This is a genomic window from Myxococcus sp. CA040A (assembly GCF_013336725.1).
Classification (GTDB): Bacteria; Myxococcota; Myxococcia; order Myxococcales; family Myxococcaceae; genus Myxococcus; species Myxococcus llanfairpwllgwyngyllgogerychwyrndrobwllllantysiliogogogochensis.
Map to the genome: position 1 here is coordinate 97,711 of NZ_JABUMR010000001.1, position 24,751 is coordinate 122,461.

22 protein-coding genes are annotated in these 24,751 nt (G+C 70.1%); 7 read left to right on the top strand and 15 right to left on the bottom strand.

What is annotated here, in order from left to right; translation table 11 throughout:
- The first annotated feature begins 7 nt into the window (after nucleotides 1–7).
- The gene (locus tag HUA75_RS00380) at nucleotides 8–673 is read left to right on the top strand and encodes a TetR/AcrR family transcriptional regulator (protein ID WP_141646748.1); all 666 of its coding nucleotides are present in this window, start codon (nucleotides 8–10) and stop codon (nucleotides 671–673) included.
- Here the strand turns inward: HUA75_RS00380 and HUA75_RS00385 are convergent.
- On the bottom strand, nucleotides 657–1,016 hold the full coding sequence (locus HUA75_RS00385; RefSeq protein ID WP_174485253.1) for a VOC family protein: 360 nt from the start codon (nucleotides 1,014–1,016) through the stop codon (nucleotides 657–659). The two genes, HUA75_RS00380 and HUA75_RS00385, sit on opposite strands and share 17 nt — an antisense overlap.
- Nucleotides 1,013–1,621, bottom strand: coding sequence for a glutathione transferase GstA (gene gstA / locus HUA75_RS00390; protein WP_174485254.1), 609 nt, complete (start codon nucleotides 1,619–1,621; stop codon nucleotides 1,013–1,015). Before gstA ends, HUA75_RS00385 begins: the two co-directional genes overlap by 4 nt.
- 315 nt (nucleotides 1,622–1,936) lie before the next feature.
- Here gstA and HUA75_RS00395 point away from each other — a divergent pair, with 315 nt between their 5' ends.
- From HUA75_RS00395 to HUA75_RS00405, 3 genes are all read left to right on the top strand, one after another.
- Entirely contained in the window at nucleotides 1,937–2,776 is an 840-nt protein-coding gene (locus HUA75_RS00395; RefSeq protein WP_174485255.1) for a hypothetical protein, read from the top strand.
- Nucleotides 2,777–2,930: 154 nt separating this feature from the next.
- On the top strand, nucleotides 2,931–3,752 hold the full coding sequence (locus HUA75_RS00400; protein ID WP_141646752.1) for a TIGR02452 family protein: 822 nt from the start codon (nucleotides 2,931–2,933) through the stop codon (nucleotides 3,750–3,752).
- Between the two features lie 137 nt (nucleotides 3,753–3,889).
- A complete protein-coding gene (locus tag HUA75_RS00405; RefSeq protein WP_174477557.1) occupies nucleotides 3,890–4,726 on the top strand; it encodes a hypothetical protein in 837 nt (278 codons plus the stop codon).
- Between the two features lie 29 nt (nucleotides 4,727–4,755).
- Here the strand turns inward: HUA75_RS00405 and HUA75_RS00410 are convergent, their stop codons facing one another.
- On the bottom strand, nucleotides 4,756–5,016 hold the full coding sequence (locus HUA75_RS00410) for a hypothetical protein (protein WP_254614659.1): 261 nt from the start codon (nucleotides 5,014–5,016) through the stop codon (nucleotides 4,756–4,758).
- A gap of 635 nt (nucleotides 5,017–5,651) precedes the next feature.
- On the opposite strand from HUA75_RS00410, the gene HUA75_RS00415 reads away from it, so the two are divergent.
- Nucleotides 5,652–8,300 (top strand): winged helix-turn-helix domain-containing protein, encoded by a 2,649-nt coding sequence (locus tag HUA75_RS00415; RefSeq protein ID WP_174485256.1) that lies wholly within the window; start codon nucleotides 5,652–5,654, stop codon nucleotides 8,298–8,300.
- Here the strand turns inward: HUA75_RS00415 and HUA75_RS00420 are convergent.
- The 8 genes from HUA75_RS00420 to HUA75_RS00455 form a co-directional block, all read right to left on the bottom strand.
- Complete coding sequence (locus HUA75_RS00420) at nucleotides 8,297–9,994, bottom strand: ATP-binding protein (RefSeq protein WP_371746023.1); 1,698 nt, start codon at nucleotides 9,992–9,994, stop codon at nucleotides 8,297–8,299. The two genes, HUA75_RS00415 and HUA75_RS00420, sit on opposite strands and share 4 nt — an antisense overlap.
- 5 nt (nucleotides 9,995–9,999) lie before the next feature.
- The gene (locus HUA75_RS00425) at nucleotides 10,000–11,262 is read right to left on the bottom strand and encodes a hypothetical protein (protein ID WP_174485257.1); all 1,263 of its coding nucleotides are present in this window, start codon (nucleotides 11,260–11,262) and stop codon (nucleotides 10,000–10,002) included.
- Nucleotides 11,263–11,441: 179 nt separating this feature from the next.
- Entirely contained in the window at nucleotides 11,442–12,017 is a 576-nt protein-coding gene (locus HUA75_RS00430; protein ID WP_174485258.1) for a YqgE/AlgH family protein, read from the bottom strand.
- A gap of 55 nt (nucleotides 12,018–12,072) precedes the next feature.
- Entirely contained in the window at nucleotides 12,073–12,468 is a 396-nt protein-coding gene (locus tag HUA75_RS00435) for a hypothetical protein (protein ID WP_141645987.1), read from the bottom strand.
- 392 nt (nucleotides 12,469–12,860) lie between these two features.
- Entirely contained in the window at nucleotides 12,861–13,460 is a 600-nt protein-coding gene (locus HUA75_RS00440; RefSeq protein WP_371746024.1) for an NTP transferase domain-containing protein, read from the bottom strand.
- Nucleotides 13,457–14,569 carry an XdhC/CoxI family protein gene (locus tag HUA75_RS00445; protein ID WP_174457647.1) on the bottom strand — a complete coding sequence of 371 codons (1,113 nt, stop codon included), beginning with the start codon at nucleotides 14,567–14,569 and terminating at the stop codon, nucleotides 13,457–13,459. Before HUA75_RS00445 ends, HUA75_RS00440 begins: the two co-directional genes overlap by 4 nt.
- A gap of 33 nt (nucleotides 14,570–14,602) precedes the next feature.
- A complete protein-coding gene (locus HUA75_RS00450; RefSeq protein WP_174485259.1) occupies nucleotides 14,603–16,021 on the bottom strand; it encodes a hypothetical protein in 1,419 nt (472 codons plus the stop codon).
- A gap of 186 nt (nucleotides 16,022–16,207) precedes the next feature.
- Nucleotides 16,208–17,803, bottom strand: coding sequence for a right-handed parallel beta-helix repeat-containing protein (locus tag HUA75_RS00455; protein ID WP_174485260.1), 1,596 nt, complete (start codon nucleotides 17,801–17,803; stop codon nucleotides 16,208–16,210).
- Between the two features lie 138 nt (nucleotides 17,804–17,941).
- Here HUA75_RS00455 and HUA75_RS00460 point away from each other — a divergent pair, with 138 nt between their 5' ends.
- Nucleotides 17,942–18,346 (top strand): hypothetical protein, encoded by a 405-nt coding sequence (locus HUA75_RS00460; protein ID WP_141645991.1) that lies wholly within the window; start codon nucleotides 17,942–17,944, stop codon nucleotides 18,344–18,346.
- Between the two features lie 14 nt (nucleotides 18,347–18,360).
- Here HUA75_RS00460 and HUA75_RS00465 read toward each other — a convergent pair whose 3' ends face one another.
- The 3 genes from HUA75_RS00465 to HUA75_RS00475 all read right to left on the bottom strand — a co-directional run bounded on the left by HUA75_RS00465 (nucleotide 18,361) and on the right by HUA75_RS00475 (nucleotide 20,980).
- Nucleotides 18,361–19,539 (bottom strand): winged helix DNA-binding domain-containing protein, encoded by a 1,179-nt coding sequence (locus HUA75_RS00465; RefSeq protein ID WP_174463161.1) that lies wholly within the window; start codon nucleotides 19,537–19,539, stop codon nucleotides 18,361–18,363.
- Nucleotides 19,540–19,568: 29 nt separating this feature from the next.
- The gene (locus HUA75_RS00470; protein WP_174477564.1) at nucleotides 19,569–19,877 is read right to left on the bottom strand and encodes a hypothetical protein; all 309 of its coding nucleotides are present in this window, start codon (nucleotides 19,875–19,877) and stop codon (nucleotides 19,569–19,571) included.
- 125 nt (nucleotides 19,878–20,002) lie between these two features.
- Nucleotides 20,003–20,980, bottom strand: coding sequence for an NADPH:quinone oxidoreductase family protein (locus tag HUA75_RS00475; protein ID WP_174485261.1), 978 nt, complete (start codon nucleotides 20,978–20,980; stop codon nucleotides 20,003–20,005).
- Nucleotides 20,981–21,563: 583 nt separating this feature from the next.
- Between HUA75_RS00475 and HUA75_RS00480 the strand changes: the two genes are divergently transcribed.
- A complete protein-coding gene (locus HUA75_RS00480) occupies nucleotides 21,564–23,780 on the top strand; it encodes a M4 family metallopeptidase (RefSeq protein ID WP_174485262.1) in 2,217 nt (738 codons plus the stop codon).
- Between the two features lie 100 nt (nucleotides 23,781–23,880).
- Here the strand turns inward: HUA75_RS00480 and HUA75_RS00485 are convergent, their stop codons facing one another.
- Nucleotides 23,881–24,714, bottom strand: a complete 834-nt coding sequence (locus HUA75_RS00485) for a metallophosphoesterase (RefSeq protein WP_141645996.1) — start codon at nucleotides 24,712–24,714, stop codon at nucleotides 23,881–23,883.
- Between the last annotated feature and the right edge of the window lie 37 nt (nucleotides 24,715–24,751).

Consider the following 24,751-nt stretch of genomic DNA (forward strand, 5'->3'; position numbering starts at 1 on the left):
AGGCACCATGGGCATCAAGGAGCGACGAGAGCGGGAGAAGCAGGCGACGCGGCAGCGCATCCTGGATGCGGCCCGCGAGCTCTATGTCCAGGAGGGCTACGAGGCGATGACGATGCGGCGCGTCGCCGAGAAAATCGAGTACAGCGCCACCGCCATCTACGTGCACTTCAAGGACAAGGCCGCGCTCATCCAGGAGCTGTGCGCCCATGACTTCCTGCGCTTCGCGGAGGTGCTCAACAAGGTCGCCAAGGTGAAGGACCCGGTGGAGCGCCTGCGGAAGATGGGGCGGGCGTACATCGACTTCGCCCAGGAGTACCCCACCACCTACCGCCTGCTCTTCATGGAGCGCCGCCCGGCCGAAGTGGGGACCACGGGCCCGGACGGCCCGGAGCAGGGCAACCCCGAGCAGGATGCCTATGCCTTCCTGCGCCAGTCCGTGCAGGAGGCGAAGGACGCGGACTGCTTCAGGCCCGAGCACCAGGACGTGGAGCTGGTGAGCCAGGCGCTCTGGGGCGGCCTGCATGGCCTCGTCGCGCTGCACCTGGTGATGGGGCCCGAGGACAAGTGGATCGACATGCGTCCACTGATGCGCACCGCGACCCTGATGATGGACCTGCTCCTGGAGGGCCTCTGCAAACCCTCCAGGTCAGGCGGCGCTACGCGGGCTCGATGAAGTTGAGCCGGTAGCCGTCCGGGTCGGTGACGATGACCTCCCGGGTGTGCCACGGCTGGATGGCGGGGCCCTCCACCGCGGCCCCCTGCGCCTGCGCCCGCAGGAGCAGCTCGTCCAGGCCGCTGGTGCCCTCGACGCGGAAGCCCACGAGCACACCCAGTCCCCGCCGGCCTTCCAACTGCAACTGCGTTGGAGGCGCGACGAGGTAGACGTCCACCGCGCCCGCCCACTGAAGGCGGACGAAGGGCGGCTCTGCTTGGGTGCGCTCGAAGCCGAGCGCCTCGTAGAACGCGAGGGAGCGCGTCAGGTCCGAGACGAGCAGCTTGACGAAGGCCGGAATCACTTCTTGAGGCCTTCGGCGGCCAGCGCCGCCTGCACGTGGGGACGCTCGGCGATGCGCGCGTGGTAGGCCTTCACCGCGGGGAACGCCTCCAGGTCCACCTGCACGGGCTTCGCCCAGTTCAGCACGGTGAAGAGGTACGCATCCGCGACGGTGAACTGCTCACCCATGAGGAACGTGTTCTTCGACAGGACCTCGTCCAGCGTCTTGAAGCGCACCGCGAGCCGGTCCTTGTAGATCTTCTTCCCCTCGTCGGGAAACGCCGGGTTGAAGAGGGGGCTGAAGCCCTTGTGAATCTCGGTGGAGATGAAGTTGAGCAGCTCCTGGAGCTTGTAGCGCTCGAGCGAGCCGTTGGCGGGGGCCAGCTTCGCCTCGGGCGCCTGGTCCGCGATGTACTGGACGATGGCGGGCCCCTCCGTCAGCACCGTGCCGTTGTCGAGCTGGAGCGCGGGGACATAGCCCTTGGTGTTGACGGCGAAGTAGTCCGCGCCGGTCTCCGTCTTCTTGCCGCGCAAGTCGACCCTCTCGATGTCGAACTTCAGGCCCGCCTCACGCAGGGCGATGTGCGGGGACAGGGAGCAGGCACCGGACGAGTAGTAGAGCTTCATGGGAGCGCATTCCTCACGTGGGGGGTTCGAGGCGCGCAGTTCTGCACCTTCCCGGGAGGGGATGCCACCGTTTCGATGCGGGGCACCGGGTGGTGCCGGGCAGGCGGGCGGGTGGACGGCACGTGGCGCCGGCCGCGCTCCTGGGTCCGCCGGGCCCCGCTGCCGGGGGCGCGCTCGGAGTGGTAGTTGTTTCGCTCGGAGGTTGGCGCCGGCCCGGGGAGCCCGCCACGCCTCCTTACCCCCAGAGCGAGCCCGGCCCCGCGGGGCGCTCCGTCAGACATGGCCGGGCCTCGCGCCCGAACCTGGAAGGACCCTATGCGTTTCAAAGTCACTCTGTTGCTGCCCATCGCGTTGCTGGCGTGGGGCGTGATGCCGGCGTGCTCCGGTGATGACGATGACAAGCCCGGCGATGGTGGCTCCAATCCCACCGACTCGGGCACCGACGCCGGCAGCCCCCCGGGCGACGGCGGCACGGGCAACGCGTCCTGCCCCACCGGCGCCATCCTCTGCGAGACGTTCGAGAACGGCTCCGCGGGTTGGGATGTCGGCCGCGAGCACTCCACCATCGAGGCGGACGGCACGAAGCCTCACACCGGCGCGCGCTCGCTGCACATCGTGACGGAGGACGGCATCGACGAGAAGCAGAACGAGGGCCAGGCGATTGCGCGGTGGATGAAGAGCATCCCCCCGTTCGACACGCAGCTCTTCGTGCGCGCGCACGTGTTCATGAACGCCTTCCCCGGCGACCAGGGGCAGATGGGCACCTACTTCGTCCTCTTCTCCGACACGAACTCGGACTTCGGCGGCATCGAGCTGCAGGTCATCCGGGACACGGGGTTCGCGCTCGATGACTGGTCCGCGAGGACGGGGCAGGGCTGGAATCGTCAGGGCCCGCCCGTCAACCTGGGCATGTCCACCGGCCGCTGGGTCTGCCTGGAGTGGGAGGTGCGCCGCCCCACCGCGTCGAGCACCCACGGCAACGCGCGAGTCTACGTGGACGGCGCGCTGGCCCACGATTTCACCGACATCGGCATGCGCTCCTTCAACAACTTCTGGGTGGGCTACGGCTTCGTGCATCCCCAGGGGCCGTCGGCCTCCGAGACGTGGGTCGACAACCTGGTGGTCAGCCGCACCCAGCGCGTCGGCTGCGAGTAGCACCCCGCCTCACCGCCGGCCCTGGCGCACCCCGGGGCCGGCGGCTCGTTCCCCCCGTCGCGCGACACCTGTCAGGACGGGTTGATAGAGTTCGTGTGTAATTAACACGAAGTCTCGCCGCCTTTTCGCGGCGGAGGTCTGTCAGGAGCGGGTCATGTCGTTGAAGGAGCTTGCGCGGCAAACGGTGCGAATCGCGGAGCTGGGGACGTATGAGGCGCCCTCGGGGCGGAGCGTCTCGCTGGGGAACCTGGTGGCGCGCGCCGTGAGCGGGACGTTGCTGTACCGGCCCGACGACTTCGGGCGGCTCCCTCCCTTCGAGCCGGGACTGGAGCGTCCGGACCTCCACATCGAAGTCACGGGCGAGAAGACGGGGCAGGCCGCTCGGCGGTTGGTGGAGGAGGAAGGAGAGACGCGGGTCGCCGCGCTCAACTTCGCCTCCGCGAAGAACCCGGGCGGCGGCTTCCTGGGCGGCGCGAAGGCGCAGGAGGAGGACCTGGCGCGCTGCTCGGCGCTCTATCCGTGCCTGCTCTCGCAGCGGGGCTACTACGACGCGAATCGCGCCGAGCGCTCGATGCTGTACACCGACCACCTCATCTACTCGCCGGACGTGCCGTTCTTCCGGGGCGACTCGCTGGAGCTGCTGGAGCGGCCCTTCTGCCTCTCCGTGCTCACCGCGCCCGCGCCCAATGCCGGCGAGGCGCTCCGGGTGGACGTGGGCCTGCGGCCTCAAATCCACGAGGTGCTGCGCGCGCGGGCGCTGAAGGTGCTCCAGGTGGCGGCGCACCAGGGCCATGAGGTCCTCGTCCTGGGAGCATGGGGCTGCGGCGTCTTCCGCAACGAGCCGGTGGAGGTCGCCAACGCCTTCTCGCTCGCCCTGGCGGCCCTGCCCGGCGCCTTCAGGCGCGTGGTGTTCGCGGTGTACGAGCGGAGCGGTGACGGGCCCAACCCGCGCGCCTTCCGCGAGCACTTCGCGTGACGTGGCGTCGGGGGCGGGGCGGCGGATTTAACTCGGTTTAATTCCACCTCCGCCCCGGTTTGGACGACAACTCCCCAAGCATTCACTTCAGGGGGAAGTCGATGACAGGGGATTGGGGCGGTCCGGGGGAATCGCCGATGGCTGGGGGGCGGACGGCGGAGCTCGCCGTGCTCGCGAGCGGGACTTCATGGCTCCTGCCGGCGCGGGATGCTCGCACCGTCCGCGTCCTCGTCGGCCCCACGGGGATGTTGTCGGTGCTCCAGGACTTCGCGCGCGGCGTGGGGGGCGCCGCCGCGGGTCCGGGCATCGCGGGGGACGACCTCTGCTTCACGGGGTGGCAGGTGGACTTCGACGTCACCCTGGACGAGGGGCTGGCGGCGTACCACCAGCTGCTCTCCGCTGGAGCGCTCTCCGACGAGGTGTGCGAGGCGCGCGGCGTCTCCACGGCGACGGTGCGAGTCGCGGTGGGGGAGGCCCGCTTCGTGGGCTCGGAGTCGTGGCTCGGTCGCGAGGCCAGTGTCTTCACCACCGACGAGCGCACCGGGCGCGAGGACTTCCAGTACACGGCGCTCCTGGGGAATCTCATCCTGCGCAGCCGGGGCGAGGTGGGCGATGCGCACAGCCACGTCCACGAGGTCACGCTGACGGGGGTGGCCCACCAGCTCGTGCAGGCGCTGCGCCGGGTCCACCCGAGGACCGCGACGCATGACGACACGGCGGTGCTCGTCTTCACGGCGGACGAGGCCGAGCGGCTGCGTCAGGGCGCGCGGGACTGGATGCTGGCCGCCGAGGAGGGACACCCCGCCGGCGAGGATGGCACCCCGGAGTGGGTGCGCGGGCTGGCCAGCGCGGAGTCCGCGGAAGAGGCCATCACCCGGCTCTGCACCTCCGCGAGCGATGCGGCCCGCGTGGCGGAGCGTGTGCTGGAGCTGGGCGCGTTCCTGCTGGAGTCAGAGGCGGCGGCCCAGGTGTGAGGCGTGGCGCCAAAGAGGGCGCCCATGCATCAGGGATAGCGAGCGAAGACGGGCACCGCCATGGACACCGGCTCCGAAGAAGAGAGCTCCGGCTCCGTGGTGGTCAGCGGCTGGTAGGCATCCACGGGCGCCGCGCAACCGACGACGAACTCAGCGGCCTCGCGGAGTTTCTCCAGGGCGCGCTCCGTGCAGTGCAGGGTGACGAGGGGAAGGAAGCCCGGCTCACTCATCCACTTCACCGCTCCCAGCAGGTGATGCGCGCTCAGGAACCCCATCACCTGGTCTCGCAAGGCGCGGCTCTCCTCTCCCGCCGCGAGCAGGACTGCACGCCTGTCTCGCGGGGGCGGCGGGGGCTGTCGAGGCCCACGCTCTTCCCGGGGCATGATGATGGTTTCAATCCACATCGGAGCGCCCTCCGGACGGAAATCCCAATGGCGCGCTGACCAGGTGAGGCTGCTTGCTCCCTGGCCATTGGGACGCTGGGGAATGATGCGCGATTTCACTTCGAGTTGTTTCGCTTCGCGCGCCAATTCCTTCTCGGAGGGCGACAAATTGTGAAAAATCGGAGTGACCCTGAAACACACGATGTCTGGGGTTGGCCCACAGGGTGGGCGGATTCCGCGTAGTGGCGAACCCTCGGTCGTTGACGGCTGGACATAGGGATACGGCCGGAGGGTGTGTCAGGCTGGGGCACATGAGACCTGGCCGCGCGGTGACGCCCGAGACGCTGTCCCTGTCGCTTCTCACCCCGAGTGAGGGCGAGCGAGCGCCGCGTGGCGAGGGCGGTTCCTGAGTCGGTCCGAGGTCGATCATGCCCACCGGAACGCCCTCTCCACGCAGTCGACGCAGGCGCACTGAAGGCACCGTCTCGCGCGCTGCCCGTGCGTCGCGAGAGGAGGCTTCGCGGGCCGGAACGCCGAGAGGGTTGGGGCCGCCCGCCGTCTTCGTGGGGCGCAAGCAGGAGCTCCAGCGGCTGGGCACGTTGCTGAAGCGCGTGCGCACGGGCGTTGTCTATGGGCTGCCAGGGGTGGGCAAGTCCGCGCTGGTGGCCGCCGTCGCGTCGCGCCACCGGGGGCCGGTGGTCCACCGCCGCATCGCTCCTGGAGACACGTTGGACGCCGTGGTCGACGACGCGCGCCGCCTCTTGCGCGAGGCGCCCGTGGCCCAGGCCTTGTCGGATGACTCGCGACTGGAGGATCTGGCGCGGGAGCTGGAAGCGCGCGGGGCCTTGTTCGTCCTGGACGACCTGCACGTGCTGCGGCCCGAGGAGCGGCTCGCGTTGGTGGAGGGGCTCGGCGGGCGGCTGCGCCAGGGCGCGTTGCTGGCCACCTCGCGCGAGGAGGTGCCGCGCCAGGCCACCAGTCCGGACCGCTTCGAGCTGCGGCTGGATGGGCTGCCGGAGGCCGCGGCGAAGCTGCTGTGGCGGCAACTGGACACGCTCTATGGCGCGCGGGAGGGCTTCGCCGCGGCGTGGGCCCGCTCGCGGGGCGTGCCCTTCCTCCTCAGGCGCGCGCATGCGAATGACGCGGACGTGGAGGAGCCGGTGCGCGCCGCCCTCGCCGCGCTGCCTCCGGACGAGCGGCATGTGGCCGCCGTGCTGGCCCTGTCGGAGCTGCCACTGCCCGCCTCGGCCCTTCGCGACGTGCTGCCAAAAGAGGCGGCGGGCGAGGCGCTGCGGCGGCTCTCCGCCCGGCTCCTCGTCGAGACGGACGCGCGGGGCCGCCACGGCGTCCACGACCTGGTGCGCGAGGCCTTCCAGACGTTGCTCGACGCCGACGAGGCACGCGCCGCGCACGAAGCGCTCCTGGGGTTGCTCGCGCGCGAGCCCCTGCCGGAGGTGGTGCGGGTGCGCGCGATGTGCCGCCATCTCCAGGCACTGGGGCGCCATGAGCAGCGCCGTTCCTTCGTCGTCGAGCAGGCTGAGGCCCTCGTGCGGCAGGGCGCCGCGGGGGAGCTGCTGGCGCTGCTGGGCTCGCTGCCGCCCGCGCTGTGCACGCCGGACGTGGGGCTTGCGCGCGCCCGTGCCCAGGTGCGGCTGCTGGACTTGCGCCGCGCGTACGCGGAGCTCGTGGCGCTGCTGGCTTCACTGGGGGACGCGGAGGATGCGCGGAGCGCGGGGCTGCGCGAGCAGGTGGGCACGGTGCTGGTCCGGGTGGCCCTCTTCTCGCTGGAGCTGCCCGCGTGTGAGCGGACGCTCGGGTCCATGCCCATGCCGCGCGACGCGGAGGTCTTCCTCCAGCAACTGCTCGCCTGGGCCGCGCTGCGCTTCTTCCAGGGCCGGTTGGATGAGTCCCTGGAGATGCTAGACGCCGCGTGCGCCGCATCCGACGACAAGCGCGTGCTCGGCTGGTGCGCCTATGCCCGCGCGCTGATGTGCTGGATTGAAGGCCGGGACGAGGGGCTCGAGGAGCCCCTGAGCCAGTGTCTGTCCTTGCTGGAGGGCGCGCCGCTCGACTCGCGCGGGCCGCTGGTGGCCGCGATGTCCGCGGGCATCCTCAGTCGGCTGGGGCGCTTCACGCAGGCGCAGGCCGCGCTGGATGGCGTGCGGGAGCGGCTGGGACAACTGGGCGCGCCGAGGCTCGCGCTGGAGCTGGACTGCATCGCCGCGCTGGTGCTCGGAGAGCGGGGCGAGCGGCGCGCCGCGCTGGCCGGTCTGCGAGAGGTGGCCGTGCGCGCGGAGCAGGGCGGTTATCTCTTCGTCCACCACCTCTCCCGCGTTGGCGCGGGCCGCATGCTGTTGGAGCTGGGGCGGCGCGCGGAGGGGCTGGCGCTGCTGGACGACGCGGCGGCGGATGCACGCGCGCGCGGCGCCGAGGGCCTGGTTCGCGCCGCCGAGACGGCCCGCGCCTCGGACGTGCTGCGACAGGTGGAGCGCCCTGGCGCCGTGGAGCCTCGCGAGGTGCGTCCGGGCGTGGCGGCGCGACAGCGGGCGCTGGCGGCGCTGGCCGCGGCGACGGCGGGCGACAGCGTGCGCGCGGAGGGACTGCTGGCGTCGCTGGAGCCCCTCGCGCGAGGCGAGGACTTCGCGATGGAGCGCGCGTTGGCCCACCTGTCCCGGGCCATGCTGCACCGGCTCTCCGAGCGCGCGACGGAGGTCCGGGGTTCGATGGAGGCGGCGGCGCGCTCCGCGTCGGAAGGCGCGGCGGACCCGGAGCTGATTCCGGAGCTGGCGCGCACGCTCGCCTCGCTTCGGGTGGTGACGTCCGACGGCTCCCGGCTCGCCGTCGAGGCGCCCGTCGCCGCGTCGGACGCGGTGGTGCTGGACGCCAGGGACCATGCCCTGCGCGCGGGAGGCCACACCGTCTCGCTGGCCACGCGCGTGCTTCCCCGCCGCCTGCTGTACGCCCTGGCTCGCCAACCCGGGCGCACGCTGTCGAAGGAGGCGTGTGTGCGGGCCATGTGGGAGGCGGACTATGACCCCCGCCTGCACGACAACGCGCTGCGCGTCCACGTGCGCCACCTGCGGGAGGTGCTGGAAGGCACCGGCGCGCGCCTTCTGTTCGAGGACCCGGGCTATCGCCTGGAGGTGCCTCGGGGCTTCGCCTTCGTCCGCGACGAGCCCGGCGCGTCCTAGAGCGGCAGGTCCACCACGAACGTCGCGCCACCGCCGGGCGAGTCCTCCACGCGGATGTGGCCGCCGTGGGCCTCGACAATCTGCTGGACGATGTAGAGCCCCAGCCCCATGCCTCCGCGCCGCTGCGCGTTGTCGCCCTGGGTGAAGCGCTCGAAGATGCGCTCGCGGTCCTTCTCCGGGACGCCCTGCCCGTTGTCCCGCACCATCAAGCGGAGGGTGCCGCCGTAGCGCGCGAGCGAGAGGAACACGGGGTTGCCCGAGCCGTAGCGCAGGGCATTGGACAGCAGGTTGCTCACCACCTGCTCCATCCGCAGCCGGTCGAAGCGGCCCATCATCGGCCCCTCCACCGACGCATTGAGCTGCACCCCTGTCTGACGGGCCTCGTCTCCGAAGCGCGCGACGAGGTCGGAGACGACGGCCGCGAGGTCGCCCTCGGTGAAGTGGAAGTCCAGCTTGCCCGTCCGGATGCGGCTGACATCCAGCAGGTTGTCCACCAGCGCGCTCAGCCTGCGCAGTTGTCGCTCGGTGGCCTCCAGCTTCGCCTGCACCTTGACCGAGCCGAGCGTCTCCGTGGGCGCGCTTTCGCTCATGCGCCGCAGCAACTGGGCCTGGAGCCGCAGGGACGTCAGCGGCGTGCGCAGCTCGTGGCTGGCCAGCGAGAGGAAGTCGTCGCGCGTGCGCACCGCTTCCTGCAGCGCGAACTCCGTCTCCTTCAGCGCGGTGATGTCCAGGATGGCGCCCCGGATGACCACCACCTTGCCCGTCGCGTCGCGCAGCACCCGGGCCCGGCTGGTGAGCCAGTGCCACGAGCCGTCCGGCCAGTACGTCCGGAAGGTGGAGATGTACGAATCCGTCTTGCCCGCGAAGATGTCATCCAGTTGCGACTGGACGCCCAGCCGGTCGTCCGGATGCAGCGATTCGATGAACCGCTCGTGGGTCCACTCCGACAGCGGATGCGGATAGCCGTAGAGGCGGTCATGTCCCTCCGAGCGGAACACCTGGCCGGTGGCGAGGTTCGTCTCCCAGACGGCCATCTGCGCCGAGTCCAGCGCCACCTGGAAGCGCTCGCCGAGCTGACGGAAGCGCTCCTCGGTCCGCGCCACCTCGTTCTCCGCGCGCTGCCGGCGGGTGATGTCGGCCGCGAGCACCCACGTCTCCTCGCCGACGACCTGGACATTCACGTCCAGCCAGGTGCGCGAGGGCAGCTCCGCCAGGAAGCGTCCGCCTTCGCGGGTGGCGAGCGCGGCCATCAACCGCTCGTGCAGGGACGTGCCCGCGAGCGCGGGCTCCGCCACCCACGGCTCCTGTCCCCGGAGCTGGTCGGCGGGGAGGCCGAGGAGCGCGGCGGCGCGGCCGTTCACCTCTCGAATCCGCCCATGGGCGTCCAGGCAGAGGAACGCCTCGCTCATCATCTCCCGCAGCACACTCAGGCGCGCGTCGGCGGAGAGTCCCGCCTCGTCAGCGGCGGCGGCGGGCAACACTCGCGGGTCGTGGGAGGTGTCTTTCGAGGAGCCGGACACGGGGGACGGCGCGGGGTTCATGTAGAACTGAACCGTCCCCTGGCGCTCCAAATGCGTCAAGTCGCCTCCTTTGTTCGGAGAATCGTGACGCGGGCCTGCGTCCGCACGCCGGGCCATCCACCGGAGCTTGCTTCGACCCCTCTTCCGGCTGACTCCGCGAGGCGGACGCGGCATGCGGCTCAGGACCCGCCTGAAAGCGCGGTCGGGTCCTCGATGGGTGTCGGCATGACCCACAGCCCCGTGGGCTGGAGGTACGCCTGGTCGAAGGCGTAGAGGATGCCCGTCCACCGGTCCATGAAGACGGCCCAGTTGTACTCGGTGGGCGGAGACGTCAGGGGATTCCCATCGCGGTCCGGCTGGCTGTACGCATAGTCGGCGTAGTTCCAGACCACCGTGCCGAACTCCGTGCGCAACAGCGGGGTGAGAATCTGGAGCAGCGCGACGCGCGACACCTCGTCCGGTCGCGGCACCGGGGGCGAGAAGACGGGCTGCGCCATGTCATGTTGCTCGCGCCAGGCGATGTAGTTGTTGCCCATGGCCACCAGCGCGTCGCGCTCGGCGGGTGTCGGCGCCACGCGGGCCTTCTCGTAGAGCGCGAAGGCGGCCACCAGCAGGCTCTTGTAGTGCATCCCCGGGAAGACCTGCTCGAACAGGTAGGGACGCGGGACGTCGTATGCGTGCGCCAGCGCGTAGGCATACGCCTGCGAGGCCTGCGCGGGCACCGAGTCCACCAGCGTGAACTCCGTCAGCACGCGCTCCGGCGTCACCGCGCCCGCGCCCCGGCGCCAGTCCAGGTACAGCTGCCCCGAGCCGCCGATGTCCGTGAAGATGGCGAGGTTGCCCTCGTGGAGCGTGCGCTCCAGCGTCATGACGATGCTCTCTGCCTTGTCGAGCGGCCAGAAGCCCGGAGCGCTCCAGTAGAGCGCGGCGAAGCGCGCGGCCGTGGCGGCCAGCGTGCGCACGTCCAGCAGCGCCGCGCCGTTGAGCGACGTGATGAGCGCGGCGAGCGAGGAGGCCGCGTCGATGGGAAGTCCGCGCAGCACCAGCTCCAGCCCCAACTGCTCGGGCGAGACGCGCAGCTGGGCGTTGAGTCCCACGCGCTGGAGCGCATGGAGCACCGACAGCGAGGGCTGCCCACGCGCCGCGGCGATGATGCGCTTCGCGATGGCCGTGCCCAACATGCCCTCACCTCCGGTCTGCGAGGCGTGGGGCGCGAAGGTGAACCAGTTGGGCCGCACGGCGCTGGCGCCGCCGGGTTCGAGCGTCGGGTCCAACACCGCGCCCAGCTCATAGGCGATGGCGATGTAGCCCAGGGTGATGCGGCGATTGTCCTCCAGCGGCGTCGCCGCCGGCTGGGCCAGGGCGGACGTGGAGGTCAGCGCGGTGGCCAGCGCCAGGACGGAGAAGAGGTGGAGCGGGGCAGGGGAGCGGAGCTGTCGCATGGGGAGACCGTCTCGGAGTGGCGGGGCCCTGGGGAGGTAGTCACGGGCCAGGACCTTCCCAAGCCGTACCGGCCTCGCCGCATTGCAGCAGTGTCCGGAGGTCGACGAATCCAGGCCGTGGGATTCCCATGCGTCCCATGAGCAGGGCTGCACGAGGAAGGAGGGAGTGCGTCACGCCCTCACAGGTGTCGAGCGGCGTGCTCCACCCACAGCGAGCCCGGCGCGGTGAACACATCCGTCGCGCGGCCCTCCATCACCCACCAGCCTCCTCGGGCGAGCTCATCCTCGAGCTGTCCGGGGGCCCAGGCGGCCAGGCCCTCGAAGGTGAGCGAGGAGCCGACGGGCAGGTGAGGCTCCCGGCTCCCCTCGTACCAGGAGAGGCCGCCTGGCAGGGGATGCGCTCCCTCGGGTGGCGGGCTTCGCAGCGTGAGGGTGATGTGGTGCTCCGCGCGGACCGGCCCGCCCCAGCGGTCCACGCCCACGGGCAGCGGTTGGTCCTCCCGGGTGCGCACGCGATTGAGCACCAGCCCCCAGGTGCTCCGCGCCTCGCCCGCGTCCAGCAGCAACACCACCGTCTCGTCGAAGGCGCCAGACACGCGGCCGGGTCTGGCGACGAGGAGCGAGCCCGGCTTGAGCTCCACGGGCTCGTGCTCCAGCGCCTTGAGCGCGTCGATGAGGCGGGGAAAGAACAGGAGCATCGACAGCGCGAGGAGGAACAGCATCCATCCCAGGGGGCGCCGGGCCAGGTGCCTCACGTCGCCACACCTGGGCGACAGGGGCCACACGTCCGCGCTGTCGAGGCGCTCACGCTCACGGCTTGCGAGGCGGCGGGGTGGGCTGCTGGAGCTCCGCAAGGTGCTCCGCCTTGAAGCGGGCCAGGGCCTCGTCCGGGTCGATCTCCTCGAGCCGCTCGGCCTTCGCGCGCGAGGACGCCGTGAGCTGCTCGAAGTCGGGGAGGTCGGACAGGTCGCGCTGCTTCTTGCCGCCGTGCAGCCAGCGCAGCGTCAGCACGAAGATGACGTAGATGCCGAGGGCGATGAGGCCGTACTTGAGGAACCACTCGGCCAGCCCGATGACGATGCCGATGGAGGCAATGGCGAGCAGGATGCCGATGGAGAACAGGAAGATGAACTCTCCCGACAACCACTTGAAGGCGAGTACGCCCAGGCCGACCTTGATGAGTGTCTGCTGGTCCTTCTTCTCCATGAAGTATTCCCCCCTGGGCGGTGGCCGCGGGCGTGAGCCATGAGGTGCCCTCCGCGTGCCACCCTGCGGACAGCATAAGTTGAACAGCGGGCGACTGTAAGGGCGGACGGACGCGAGGTCGCGACCTTGCTGCCGTCCGGGGCCCCTGCCTCTGTCAGCGCCTCGCGTGCCAAGACCGCTCGTCCTCCTGTTGTGGCTGCTCCTGGCTGGCGCCTCCGAGGGCGCGCCGGAGGAGGCGGGAGTCTCGCGTGTCTTCCCCGTGAAAGTCGTCACGGAGGTGCTGCGAGACCGGGTGGGGCTCCTGTGGGTGGGAACGCGCGAGGGGCTTTATCTTCACGACGGCCATCGCTTCCGGAAGTTCCAGCAGGAGCTGGGCCAGGAGGGCTCGCTGGTTACTTCAGCCGGGCCAGGTCCAAGGGAGTGTCCACGTCCTCGGAGCCGCCCGGGAGAGGGACGGTGGCGACACGCGAGGGCTCACGGGCAATCACCTTGCGCGCACCTTGCTCCGGGGAGAGCGACTCCAGCTCCGCGAACACCGAGCGGGCGAACAGGGCGGGCACGCCGCGAGTCCCGTCGTACTCGGAGGCCACGACGGGGGCACCGGTGCTTCGCCAGGCGGCCACGAGCGCCGCCAGATGCGCGGCATCGACGCGAAGCTGATCGCACAGCATGACGAGCACGGCCTCCACGGCAGGCGCGTCGGTTGTCGCGAGCATCGCCGCGAGTCCCGCCGTCAGCGAGCCACCCGGGCCGAGTGCCCAGTCGGAATGCGCCACGGTTCGAACGGGCAGCCCGGTGAGCTCCGATGCAATGGCTTCTTTGTGAGCGCCCAGGACGACGACGACGGGCCCGCCCAGGCAGAGGGCCGCTTCGGCGGCGCGACGAACCAGCGTCTGGCCTTGATGGACGACGAGCTGCTTGGGATGTCCGAGGCGAGAAGAACCTCCCGCCGCCAGCAACACCACGCCCACCGTTGTGCGCTCGGCGGTCACGCGAGCTTCCGCACGGGAGGCGTCGCCGCCGTGTGGATGGGCGCCTGTCGCTCGCGCAGCTTCCCGCCCTCTCGGTCCGCGACGACGGCCTGAAGCTCGGCGACGATGGACAGGGCAATCTCCTCCGCGCCCTCAGCGCCCAGGTCCAGCCCCACGGGCGCGTGCAGCTTCTCCAGCATCGCCGCGCTGGGCGCCGGAGAGAGCGCCGCGAGCAGCCTGTCCGTGCGAGAGCGAGGCCCCAGCACGCCCAGGTAGCGCAGGGCCCGAGGCAGCAGGCCCGCCAGCAGCTCCTGGTCCTGGGGCAGGCTGTGCGTCATCAACACCGCCAGCGTGCGTGAAGACAGGGGCACCGTCGCGGCGGCCTCGCGCGCCTTCGCGGACACCACCGCGTGCGCGAGGGGAAAGCGGCGCCGCAAGGTCTCCGTGGGGCGATCCGCGACCACGGTCACCTGCCATCCCAGCCCCGCCGCCTGCACCACGACGGGCGCCACATCGAAGCCGCTGCCAAAGAGCACCAGCGCATGCGGAGGCTCCACCACCTCCACCAGCACGTCCGCACCGCCACACGGGCCGCTCCAGGTGCGCCCCACCTCCAGCGCCTCGCGAGCCGCCTCGCGAACGGCGTCCCCCAGGGGGCCCGCGATGTGACCGGCCTCCAGTCCGTCATCGCGCAACATCAGCCGCGCCCCGACGGCGTGCGTGGGCCCCTGGTACACGGTGGCGACGACGGCTCGCCGTCCCAGGTTTCGTGCCTCGGCCGCGAAGGCGAGCGCATCCACGGGGCCCGGCTCGCAGCGCTCCAGCAGGACATCCACGACGCCATTGCAGCCGAGCGCGAAGGACAGGCCCCCTTCGTCCTCGGCGCCTTCTCCCGTGGAGTCGTAGCGCAGCACGCGCGGGCCGGTGCTCGTCCAGAAGAACGCCTTGCGGACGATGTCGGCCTCCAGGCAGCCGCCGCTCACTCCACCCGCGAGCCAGCCATCCTCGCCCATCAACATCCGGGCGCCGGGCTTGCGGTATGACGAGCCGGACACGGCGACCACCGTGGCCAGTACCCAGGGGCCCCGCGAGTGCGCGCGGGCGCGGAGGATGGCGTCCAGGTCCTTCATGTTCCGCCGCGCAGCCTAGCAGAGGCGCGGGCGTCAACCGACTCCGGAGCCTTCGTGTGTCTTCACTGGCACGGTGTGTGTCGTGAACCGGGCGATGACCCGCGCGGCGAGTCGTGAGCCTTCCACACAGAGGAACACGAGGAGCACCGGCTCGATGAAGTACTTGAACCGCATGTTCTCGCCCTTCTCGAACAGGATGCTCACCGTGGCGACGTACAACACGGGCAGCAGGAGTCCAGCCACGCGGAGCCAGGCCGCTCGGCCCTCGAGTCGCCTCGCGGCCATTCCCCCCGTGAGGAGCAGCAGCAGCCAGAGCACGGGTGAAGAGAAGAAGAAGTCGAGCGGCTCGCGCCACGGCAGCCGGTCCACCAGGACATTGGGCTGGTAGCGACTGGAGGGCTCGCCATACAGCGAGGCGTTCTCCGCGAAGGAGGCCAGTGTCGTGGAGAGGGGTTGTTCGAGCAGCGCCCGGCGGCACACGTACTTCAGCCCCACCGAGTAGCGCAGGGCATCCAGGTGGTTGTAGTTGTAGTAACCCCCCAGCTTCTCGTCCTGGCGCAGCACGGCGGCGCTCGAAGGGGAGGGCAGCCCCGTGGGCAGCACGTTCGAGGGCAGGCGCATCGCGCCGAGGTCCGGCTCGCCCAGGCCAATGGCTCGACAGAAGTTGAGTCCGTCGAAGGTGGACGTCATGGACGTGCCGAAGAGCGCGAGCTGCTTGGCGACGTAGGGCCCCGCGAACAGCGCCACCAGCGCGACGTACCGTCCCACGCGCCGGAGGGGAACGTTCCTCAGCGCGAGGCACAGGGCCACGAGCAGGAAGAAGGGCCACTGGAAGATGGAGCGCAGGAAGAAGAGGACCAGTGACGCGGTGGCGAGCCGGGCGATGGAGCCTCCCTCTCGCTGAAGTCGCCACAGCTCGAAGCAGAACCACAGGAAGGCGAGGGCGCTCGCGGCGGTGCTGTCCAGCAAGGTGGCGAAGGCGAGGGCGCCCGGATGCAGCGCCGTCACCACCGCGCCGACGATGGCGGCGGCCCTCCCCGCCACTCGATACACCCAGGCGAAGACGAGCGTCACGGTCGCCGCGAACACCAGTGCCCAGGCGACGTAGGTCCACCGGTCCACGGCGTCCACCAGGGCAGCGCTGTCGAGCGAGCCGTGAAGCCCTCCGAGCACCGCGCGCAACACGTCCAGCAGGGGAGGCTGGATGTGCAGATACCAGAGGGAGCGCACCGGCTCGTCGCGCAGTTCCCGGAGCGACAGCGTCTGCATCATCCGCTCGGAGTTCCACGCCTGGAAGCGCAGCCCGTCCGTCGTGAATCGGCGGAACAGCGCCTCCAGGACGAGCAGGAACAGGAAGGACACGGAGAAGACGACGCCCTGCTCGCGTCGGCTGGCGACACGGCGGACGGGCTTCACGGGAGGGGCCGAGGGGACGGCAGAGGAGTCAACCACCGCCGAGGAGTCTCGCAGCCTCTCCGGCATCTCGTACAGGGGGCCTCACTCGCCTGGCTCCAAGGCCCCCGGAGTCGCGCGAATGGGCGTGCTCGAGTTCGGCGCCGGAGTCGCGCAGCCCCCGGGCACACAGGCGTGCCGTGCCCGTGAAGAGCGCGGCACGTGGCCTCATGTGGAGGTCGGGGCCTACTCCCGCACCCACTTCCGGCGAAGCGCGAGGGCCGCCAGGGCCAGCAGTCCGAGAGGACCCGCGAAGCCACTGCCCGTTGCTCCGCAGCCCCCGTCATCGTCGGACTTCTCCGGTGAATCCGTCCCCGAGTCAGGCGCCCCAGCATCGGGAGTCCCCGGCCCCGAGTCAGGTGTCCCGGAGTCTGGAGTGCCTGGGCCCGCATCCGGCGTCCCGGTCACCGGTCCCGAAGAATCCCCGTAGGCACCGATGTGCCCCGGACTCGTCACGGTGCGTGCCTCCGCCGCGACATGCTTCACGTACTGCCAGTCCACTGTGAGGGACGCGGCCTCGGAGGGAGGCGCCACCGCGGCCCCGCGCAGCGGCGAGCCCGAGGCGAGGTGGAAATCCTGGCCATCCAGGTTGCCGAAGCCGGGCGTGGTGCCAGTGAGGTTACCGCCAGTGTCCACGACGGAGCCCGTGAGCGTGCCGAAGGTGGAGACGTAACCCGGCTTGTACCAGTTACCGCCATGCCGCAGCGTGCCAGCCTCGTCCGTGAGCGACAGCGTGTTGCCTCCCACCGCGGCCACCAGGACGACATTGCTCGTGACGTGCGCCGTCTGGGCATTCGTCGACAGCCGCAGCAGCGTGGTGCGGTCCGTGCGCGAGGAGACGATGGTGTTGTGGAAGAGGTAGAGCTGGGAGCGGTAGTCCGCCGTCGTCCCGTTGTCTCCGCCGAAGTGGATGATTTGCCGGTTACCGGCGCCCGCGGGCTCCAGCAGCACGTTGCCGTAGACGAACGTCCGCGCATAGGACGACGACGCGCGAACGGCCACGCTGTCGGACTCCACCAGGTCGAGTTGCCGGTTACCGCCCTCAATCCAGTTGTACCGGATGACGGTGCCGGCGGACCGGTCCTTCAGGTTGTTTCCCAGACACCCCGAGCACAGGGGCCCGAAGCGGTTGAACTGGTAGGTGATGCCGAGCGCCTCGGTATATGCATTGTGCTCGTAGATGCTGTCGACGTTGCCATTGCCGAGGATGTGATTGCGCTCGACGAGCAGGTCCGACGTCTCGTTGGCGACGAACAGGCCATTGCCGCTGTCCTCCAGGACGCAGCCGCGAATCGTGAGGTGCTCGCCCTTCTCGATGAAGATGGCGGCCGCGTTGTCGCTGTAGGTGGAGGCCCCGCTGCGACCGGTGAACGCACCTCGTGCGCGGCGCAGGTGCAGGTCCTCCACCACGAGATAGGCGGGCATCGTGTCAGCGGGCGTGTTGGATCCACCAATCTTCAAGATGCCGCGCTGCTCGCTCCAGAAGTTGAGCTGCGAGCGCGTCGTCGCGTTCTCCCCGACGATGACCGGCAGGTTGCCCGCCGCGTCGCGCACCCCGCGCACGGTGATGGGCGCGGAGGCCGTGCCTCGCACTCCCAGCACCCACTTCTCCGCATAGGGCGTCGGGCGGGCATGGATGAACACCGTGTCACCGGGCTGGAGCGACTCCCAGGGCACGGCGCCAATGCTGGCGAGAGGCTGGCCCGGGCCCACGCGGTACTCGGCGGCCTGGGCGACGAGCGACTGAAGCAGGACGAAGAAGACCCATCGGAAGCGGTGCATTTCACGGAGTGTGACGCGGCTCCGGTGGGGCGGTCCACCGGGCGTCGTGGCGGGGCGGGCGACGCGGGGCCGCCTCGTGGGAAAGGAGGACAGGGGGACTGGATGATTCCTCCGGCCCGGAGTGTAGTTCTCCCCCGCATGCCCCTTCTGCGTCAGGTCATCGTCCTCCAGTCCCTCCGCGAGCTCGGTCGCCTGGCCCCGGACCTCGCTCGCAATCGGGCGGAGCGCTCACTGGAGGCCAGCCTCCAGAGTCTGCGAGAGGCCAGCCTCACGACGCTCGGCATGGAGCTGGATACGCTGACGCTGTTCGACGCGCGCTCCGTCGTGCGGTTGTTCGCGCACGCGGAGCAGGCGCGCATCCTCGCCCACTTGATGGACGAGCGGGCCCGCACCCTCGCGGAGCATGGCGACTTCGTGGGGGCGCTGTCGGACACCGTCTACGCGGGGCAGCTCCTCGCGTGCTCCCGTCAGCGCTTCGGCGTCCTGCGGGACGCGGGCGCGGCGGATGCCCTGGAGCGCGAGCTGCCCAAGCCGCCGACCTGAGCGGCCTTGAGGGCTCAGGACGCGGCGCGGGCGCGGGGCCTGCGAGCGACCTCCGCGCCACAGGCCACCGCGTGGCGCGCGAGGGCTTCGTCCAGCGCCGCGTCGTCCAGCTTCACGCCCTTCTCGCGCCAGAGATTGTCCACCTGGAGCACGCCCTCGCGCACGCGGGCTTCCAGTCGCCCCACGAGCTGTCCCCGGTGCAGCAGCGGACACACGTACCAGCCCCACTGTCGCTGCGCGGCGGGCTTGTAGACCTCCCAGATGTAGTCGAAGCCGAACGCCACGCTCACCAGCCCCCGGTCCCAGAGCACCGGGTCCAGCGGTCCCAGGATTCGCATCCGAGCGTCGGGCTCCGGGAACTCGCGCTCCCGAAAGCCCAAAGGCGCCAGGTACCGTCGGGGCGAGCCCGGCACGGTGACTTCCTCGAGGAGCCCTTCGGCGACGAGCGTGTCGGGCAGCGCCGAGGTGCGCACGTCGGACAGCATGGACCAGTGCGGTCCGCTGGCGCGGCTCAAGAGGCCAGCGGCCTCCACTCGTTCGCTCAGGGCCCAGCGCTCGAACGTGTGTTTCACCCGGGCGTCGGCCATCCGGGGCAGGGCGCGTCCAGGCACGTCGTACACCTTGCCGCCGGGGCCGCGTCCGCACACCACCACCTGGCAGCGCGTCCAGAGCACCTCCAGCGCCATGGCGGTGGCGCGCGCGGTGCCCTTCCAGCCGCTCCAGTCGATGGGCACCACCGCGCCGTGGTCCTTCAATTCGCGAGAGGAGGACGGGCCTCGCTGCGTCACCTCGTCCAGCACGGCGTGCAACACTGGCTCGGGGATGCGCTTGAGCCGCTCCTCCAGTCGCCACCAGGGCGCCTGGGCCGCGCGCTCGCGGTAGTACGGGAAGGCGCTCGCGGGCAGCAGGCAGCGCTCCTTGGCGAAGTGCTCGAAGGCGTGGCCCGGCAGCAGGTGGCGGTACACGTCGCCGCGAGCGATGCCCTCCACGCGCGCCAGCGCCACCAGGTCCGCGTTGGTGCCGATGACATCCAGCGGGTCCAACTGGATGCAGCGCAGCGACTTGAGGAGCGCGCGAACTCCGCGCGCCCCGGGAGGAAACAGGGGGCGCGCGAGTCCCAGTTGTCCGACGAGGTAGCGCCGCGCCTCGTCGGGCTGCAGCACGGTGGGAACGGGAAGCGAAGTCGAGGGCACGGCGCGGACGTTAGTCGCTGCCCCCTGGCTCAGTCGCGCTCTGGAGGTGCGTCTTCTTCCTCTTCCTCGACGGCGCGGCCCGAGGGCTCGGGCTCCAGGCGGGCTTGCCGCTGACTGGCCTCCCAGGACTCCTCCGCGTCGTGGGCGTGGACGACGGAGGCCTCCGCGTCATCTTGCGCGCTCGCCCAGGTGGTGTGCCCTCCGGCGTAGCCCTCCAGGGGCCGAGCGCCTCGTCGCGCCTCCACCTCCAGGTCCTTCTGCTCCTGCTCGCGCAGCCGCTGTCGCTCCTGCTCGCGTTCGCGCTGGTGCTGCCGGTCGATGATGGGGTCGTCCGCCATGGCGCTGACACCTCCTGTCAGCAACCTGCGGACGACGCCCGAAGACGACAGCGAAGCGGTGCACGGGGCCGAAGGGACGCATGCTCGGTGGGCGAGCGGTATTCCCCCGCTCGCCCCCGCGTTGCTCAGCCCGGCCGCATGCGCAGGACGACCTTGCCCGTCGCGCGCCGACTCTCCAGTTCGCGCAGGGCCTGCGCTCCTTGTTCCAGCGGGAAGACGCTGCCCACCACCGGCTCGAGGATGCCCTGGTCCGCCATCGCCTCCAGGTCCTTGGCGATGGTCGCCGTCACCGACGGCTCATGGAGGAGGAAGCCGCCCCAGGCCACGCCCACGACGTCGATGTTGCGCAAGAGCAGCCGGTTCACCGCCACCTCGGGAATGCGGCCTCCCGCGAAGCCCACCACCAGCAGCCGTCCCTCCGGCGCCAGCGCCTTGAGGCTCTTGTCGAAGATGTCGCCGCCCACCGGGTCCACCACCACGTTGGCGCCCAGGCCGCCCGTCTTCTCCTTCACCTGCGAGAGCCAGTCCCCGCTCGACAGCAGCGCCTCGTGCGCCCCGGCCTTGCGCGCCACCTCCGCCTTGCGCTCGTCACTCACCACCGCGAGCACCCGCGCCCCCGCGCCGCGCGCCACCTGCACGGACGCTGTTCCCACACCGCCCGCGGCGCCATGCACCAGCACCGTCTCGCCGGCCTTCAAGCGCCCGCGCCGGTGCAGCGCGAAGTGCGCCGTGTGGTAGTTCATCACCACGCCCGCCGCCGCCTCGAAGCTCCACCGCGCGGGGATGCGGAACACCATGTCCGGCGAAATCGCCGCCACCTCCGCGAAGCCTCCCAGGCCGAAGCTGAACGCCATCACCCGGTCGCCCGGCTTCACCGTCGCGCTCGCGGGCGCGGAGCGCACCACGCCCGCCACCTCCACGCCCGGCACGAAGGGCACGGGCGGCTTCATCTGGTACTGCCCCCGTGTCAGCAGCAGGTCCGGAAAACTCACCCCCGCGGCCACCACGTCGATGAGCACCGCATCCGCCGCGTCGGGCTCCGGCACCTCCACCAGCGTGAGGCCCTCGGGTCCTTCCAGTCGCTGCAACTGAAGTGCGCGCATGTCCCTTCCTCCCAGCGCGGGAGCCTCGCGCACCCCAGCGCATCCGCAAAGGGACACACGGTGGCTGCCCCGTGGAACTCCCCGTCAGGCGCGGCGCGCGGCGCGCGTCTCCCGAGAGGATTTCCGGCGTCCGGCCGGTACAGCCCTACACGCCACGCCCAGGAGGCTTGAAGTCGCTGGTTCGAACCCAGCTCTCCCGACTGTCTTCCGGGAGATAGCTCAGTGGTAGAGCGCGAGCCTAAAACGCATGGCCGCACCACTCGGACGCCGGAATCCCTCCCACCCTCAATTCCTGTCGAAATTGCCGCCGAAATTGCCCGGGGCCTCGCGCGCGGACCCTGGCTGACTGTCTTCGGTCACGCTTTTTCCGGGAAATTCTGAGGGGGCTAGGGTTACCCACTACGTCGCATGAATCCGTGAAAGCAGTGGGTAGGGCACTCATAAGTCTTTGAAATACATGGGTATTATTCCCGAAACTCGTAATTTAAGAATAGGCTACTTAGTGAAATTATCGCGCAACCTTGAAATACGTAACCATCCCGTGGCACTGTGCTTCCTAATCTTTCCGCTTAGGAGGATTACAATGGTGAATCAGCGAGTGCGCGGTGCACTTGGTGTTGCGGCGCTGTCCTTCCTTGTTGGTTGCAATGAGTCCACCCCTGCTCCCGAGGCCAAGCCCCAGGAAACCGCAAGCAAGACCGCGGCCCTGGAGTCCGGGACGAAGATTCTCGCGCGGGATGCTTCCGACGTCCCGACGTTCATCACGGGCAAGCTGAGCCCCATCGCGATTGCGCCCGCGGGCGCGGCGTCCATGCGTGAGGCCGAGCTGGCCCCCGCGGTAGCCGCCGTGGCTCCCCTGTTCCACCTGAACACGGGCGACCTGTTCCTGAAGAAGGCCTACACGGACCTTCAGGGTGACAGCCACTTCCGCTATGGCATCCGGGTCAACAACATCCCCGTGCTGGGCGGCGAGCTGCGCATCCACGCCCGCAATGGCGAGGTCTACGCGGCGAACACCAACACCCGCAGCGACCTGAAGGCCGAGACCAAGGCCGGCGTCGATGTGTCGGTGGCGAAGGCGTCCCTCCAGGCCGACCGCGAGACGCACGAGGGTCTGGTCATCCAGGAGGAGAGCGAGCTCGTCTACTGGCGCGACTCCGACCAGCTCATCCTCGCGTACAAGCTCACCCAGACGGGTGAGAAGCGCGACGGCACGCCGGTTCGCGACGACGTGCTCGTGAACGCGAAGAATGGCGATGTGATTGCCCGCCTGCCGCGCGTCCACACGGCGCTCAACCGCCGCCTGCACAACGGCAACAACACCACCACCCTGCCGGGTGCGCTGGCTCGTTCCGAGGGGCAGCCCGAGCACGCCGACGAGGTCGTCAACACCAACTACGACCACCTGGGCACGGTCTACGACTGCTACCAGGAGCTGTACGGCCGTGACTCCATCGACAACACCGGTGGCGTCCTCATCAGCACCGTGCACCACCGCGTCGCCTACGTGAACGCCTTCTGGGACGGTACCCAGATGGTGTACGGCGATGGCGACGGCGTGAACGCCAGCAACCTGGCGAACTCGCTGGACGTGACGGCGCACGAGCTGACCCACGCCGTGACGGAGCACGAGTCCAACCTCACCTACTCCGGTGAGTCCGGCGGCCTGAACGAGTCCATGTCGGACATCTTCGGCGCGGTGTGCGAGTGGTTCGGCGACGGCAAGGTCGTCAGCAACCGTACGTGGCTGGTGGGCGACGACATCTGGACCCCGTCCATCCCGAACGACGCCCTGCGCTACATGGCGAACCCCACGCAGGACGGTGACTCGCTCGACTACTACCCGGACTACTCCTCCGGCGTGGACGTGCACTACAGCTCCGGTATCTCCAACCTGGCGTTCTACCTGCTCTCGCAGGGTGGCACGCACCCGCGCGCCAAGACGACGACGGTGGTTGCGGGCATCGGCATCGAGAAGGCCGGGCAGATCTTCTACCGCGCCAACCGGGACATCCTCCTGGCCGGCTCCAACTTCGATGCGGCCAAGCTCGCCACCGAGCAGGCCGCGGCGCAGCTGGGCTACACCGCCGCTGAAATCGAGTCGGTGAGCAACGCCTGGAAGGCGACGGGCGTCGGCGTGCCCATCATCGTCGTCTCGGACCCCATCGAGAAGGACGTCCCCATCTCGAACATCTCCGGTGGCCGCGGCGAGAAGAAGTACTGGGATGTCACGGTGCCGGAAGGCGCGTATGACCTGACGTTCACCATCTCCGGTGGCACGGGCGACGCGGACATGTACGTCCGGTACGGCAATGCTCCCACGACGAGCCTGTACGACTGCCGTCCGTACCGCTCGGGCAACGCGGAGAGCTGCCCCTTCCCCACGCCGAACCACGGCAAGTGGTACGTGATGCTCAACGGCTTCAGCCCCTACACGGGCGTGACGCTGACCGTCACCTGGAAGGGTGGCTACGTGCCCGTGCAGAGCGGCGTGGCCGTGAAGAACCTCTCTGGCGCGGCGGGTTCGTCGCGGGTGTTCACCATCCAGGTTCCGGAGCGCAAGCCCGGCACCGGCACCAACAGCCTGTACATCCAGACGGGCGAGGGTGAGGGCAACCCGGACATCTACGTGAAGCTCGCGTCGGCGCCGTCGAAGTTCGACTACGACTGCCGCAGCGTCAAGGAGCACCAGTCCGAGGTGTGCAACCTCATCAACGTGCCGGCCGGCAAGTACTACATCGAGGTCTTCGGCGCCAAGGGTGGCTACGAAGGCATCGCGTTCATCGCGTCGCACAAGTAAGCACCTGACGTAACCGGCGCGGCCTTCGGGTCGCGCCGGACCAGGCCCCGGTCGTCCGTTTCCTCACGGACGTCCGGGGCTTTGTCATGTGCGGGGTTCGTCAGAGCGGGCGGACGGCGGGGCCCGGCAGGATTTCGCGCAGGCACCGCTCGATTCCGCCCCGGTGCTTCCATTGCTGGGGGTAGCCGAGCGACACCTCCTCGAAGCGCACTCCATCCCGCCACTGCGTCAGCGGGATGTGGAGGTGGCCGGTGACGACGACTTCCGCCCGGTAGCGCGCGTGCCAGTCCTCGGTGCGCTTGGTGCCGCACCAGATGGAGAAGCGGGGGATGCGCGGCAGGCGCACGTGCTCGTGGCGCAGCGGGTAGTGATTGACGAGCACGGTGGTGCAGCCCGCGGGCAGGGCGTCGAGCCGCGCCTGGGTCGCCTCGACGCGCGCGGCGCACCACGCGGAGCGGGTGGGATAGGGCTCGGGGTGCAGCAGCACCTCGTCGGTGCACAGCAGGTCATCCTCCCAGGCCCACTCCAGCGCCTTGTCCTCCGGCACGTGGTCCGGGCGGAACGAGTAGTCGTAGCCCAGGAACATGGGGACGATGACGCGGTGCGGGCCCTCGCCGGGCCAGCGCGGGTAGGGGTCCTCGGGGGTGAGCGCGCCGTGGCTGCGGCACAGCGCCACCAGTCGCTGGTAGCGCGCGTCGCCTTTCAGCGGGGGCTGCTCGGAGGGCAGGGTCCACAGCTCGTGGTTGCCCGGCACCCAGATGACCTGTCGGAAGCGCGCCGTCAGGGTGCGCAGCATGAAGTCCATCTCGGACAGGGTTTCGCCCACGTCGCCGGCGACGATGAGCCAGTCGTCCGGGAAGAAGGGGAGGGTCTGCAGGGCCAGCCGGTTGTCGGCGTGGCGCAGATGCAAGTCGCTGATGGCGTAGAGCTTCATGGCGGAGCGGGGGCCACCTTAACGCGGGTGGCGGAGG